Origin of the sequence: Streptomyces sp. SID12501, from assembly GCF_010550245.1 — a bacterium.
Classification (GTDB): domain Bacteria; phylum Actinomycetota; class Actinomycetes; order Streptomycetales; family Streptomycetaceae; genus Streptomyces.
The window spans coordinates 1-467 of record NZ_JAAGLU010000535.1; the positions used below are offsets into that span (position 1 = coordinate 1).

Sequence of the window (467 nt, forward strand, 5' to 3'; positions counted from 1 at the left end):
GATCAGGCCCCGACGAAGGAAAAGGCGCACTCCGGTTCCGACGCCGTCTGAGCGTCCCGGTGGTCCAGCTGAGAATCCGCTGAGAGTTCGGCGCCCGGCCCCCGTACGGACCGGCCCCAGGGGCCGCCCTCCGAGGCCGTCCCGTACTGTCGATTCATGCCACGCCGCACCGCGACGATGCTCGCCTCCACCCTCATGCTGTTCGTGTTGCTCTGCGTCGGGGTGTTCATCAAGGTCCCGTACTCCGAGATGAGCCCGGGCCCCACGGTGAACACGCTCGGCGACTCGCACGGCGAGCCGGTCCTGAGCATCTCGGGGCACAAGACGTACCCGACCACCGGTCACCTCAACATGACCACGGTCCGCGTCACCGGCGCCGATTACGACATGAACCTGCTGGAAGCGGTGTACGGCTGGGCGGCCGGCGACAACATCGTCGTACCCCACGAGAACCTCTACCCGAACGG

The 467-nt window shown here is 67.2% G+C and carries 1 pseudogene; it reads left to right on the forward strand.

Annotated elements, in window-relative coordinates:
• Positions 1–156: 156 nt before the first annotated feature.
• Positions 157–467: pseudogene (locus G3I71_RS47155) on the forward strand (PDZ/DHR/GLGF domain-containing protein); the annotation flags it as partial.